At 34.3% G+C, this 2,108-nt stretch carries 2 protein-coding genes; both read left to right on the top strand.

Annotated elements, in window-relative coordinates; translation table 11 throughout:
• Positions 1-244 (top strand): LPXTG cell wall anchor domain-containing protein (locus tag ADF75_RS00805; protein WP_048788785.1); only part of this gene is annotated, 244 nt, incomplete at its 5' end.
• Between the two features lie 452 nt (positions 245-696).
• A partial coding sequence (locus ADF75_RS00800; RefSeq protein ID WP_048788784.1) for an Ig-like domain-containing protein occupies positions 697-2,108 on the top strand: 1,412 nt, incomplete at its 3' end.

Genomic DNA, 2,108 nt, shown 5'->3' with positions numbered 1-2,108 from the left:
TACTACAGTAAGTGAAGATACAACTACAACAACTACAACAGGAAATCCTGGCGGAAAACGTGGTACAACCACCACAACAACTACAACACCAGGAAACCCTGGCGGAAATGGAGATGGTAACGGTGGTGGACGCAAAGTTCTTCTCCCAAGTACAGGTGAAGTCGTAGCGACTGGCCTAGTATTCTCAGGAGTACTTGTCCTATCAGGTGCTATTGTAATGAAACGTAAAATGTCTAATAACTAGCGGTCTGTATTTTAACTTACTAATTTATCTTAAAGTTTGACAAAAGGTTTTAAAAGGATTTACTTCTAATTTAGAGGTAAATCCTTTTTCTAATCCTTAACTCTTTAAAATAAACTTCAAAATTATTTGCTCCACTCTAATATATGCATCTCTATTAAAATTGGATATATAGCTCACCTCATCAATTTATGCTATATTTTGATATGATTTTATAATATACAAACATATTTTGGGTTGATACATTGTTTTATTTGTGATATAATTCACTTTGTAGAAAATATATTTGATTTCAAATCCCAACAGGAGCTTGCATATTAAACAATATTTCCTACAAAGTTATGTAGTAGCTGTGTGTCTTATAAACGATTATTTTATTTACACTCTTCCTTAATAAAAGTGTAAATAAACGATTTTTTATAAAACGCCCAATTTTATGAAAAAGGAAAGTAAAAATGGACAAAAAGAAAAAGTTTAGTATTTTCTCATTTTTGATCTTTGTATTGACAACTATTTTCGTATTTAGTTTGAATAAAACTTTTGCTGAAACTCCTGAGGTTTCAGTGTCTGGAAAATTTGTTGATACAATCCAAAATGTTAAAGTATCAAATAACGAAGGCGGAGTTCTCGACTGGGACTTACAACAGTGGGCAACCTTCCGAATCAACGCTGATTTTGATTTGTCTGGAAAAAATGTTAAAGCAGGAGATTCAACTGTAGTTACTGTTCCAGATGCTTTGATGATTACTTCAAGTTCGTTTCCAATTAAAGATTTAAATACGAATGAAGTTATCGCAAATGCTAAAGTAAACCCAGATAATAAATCCATTACAATTACCTATACGGATTATGTTGAAAAACACTCAGATACAAGCGGATCATTCTTCTTTTACGCTCGTATCGATTTCAAAAAACACCCTCAAAAAGGTGAGGTTCCAATAGAAATCACCGTTAATAAGGAAACAAAAATTGCTGGTAAAGTTTCATTTACTGGTGTTGGCGACGGAAATCCTAGACTTTTAACAAAGACTAGTTGGGTAAACGCAGGGGACCAAAGGGAAATTCAATACACGATTTCTGTCAATCGTACAAAGCAAAATATTAAGAATGCCACACTCGAAGATCACTTACAATTTACGAATGCTTCTTACGAAAAAGATAGCATTAAAATTATTAAAGGTAAATTCTCTTATGATGCTGGTGAATGGGTATTCTCTGATAGAGTTGATGTAACAGACCAACATAAGATTACAATTAGCGAAGATGGTCAATCATTTGTTATCGATTTAGGTGATGTTACTGAAAATGACCAATATCGTATTGCTTATAATGTTCGTTTAAATTATGATCCTGCCGACGGAGAGGTCTTGAGAAATGAAGCAACTCTTAAAGGTCTAGGTATTGAAACCAAAAATGTAACGAATGCTGCTGCCGTTCAAATTCCTGGTGGTGCTGGTCTTGGTTATGTTTACTCAATCAATATTCATAAAGTCGATGATGCTAACCAACCACTTAAAGGTGCTAAATTTAGAGTTGTTCGTCAAGCTAATAATCAAGTTATCGGTGAGTTTGAATCAGACGAAAATGGTAATATTGCCGTTGGTAAACTGTTAAAAGATAAATATATCTTAACTGAAATTGAAGCCCCTTCAGGTCATATCATCAAAGAAGCCGATACTGTGGTTAATGTAGAAGATTTTGGAGCAGATCATTCGGTAACCAAAACGATTGTGAATCCGAAGGAAGAAACTACTACAACAACTACAACCACCACAACCACTACAACTACGACTACTGAAGAGCCGACTACAACTTCAACTACCACAACAACCGAAGAGCCGACTACAACTTCAACTACCACAACAAC

Origin of the sequence: Streptococcus sp. 1171_SSPC, assembly GCF_001069335.1 — a bacterium.
Taxonomy (GTDB): domain Bacteria; phylum Bacillota; class Bacilli; order Lactobacillales; family Streptococcaceae; genus Streptococcus; species Streptococcus xiaochunlingii.
The sequence above is the reverse complement of the archived record's forward strand: the minus strand, read 5'-3'. Positions and strand labels throughout refer to the sequence as shown.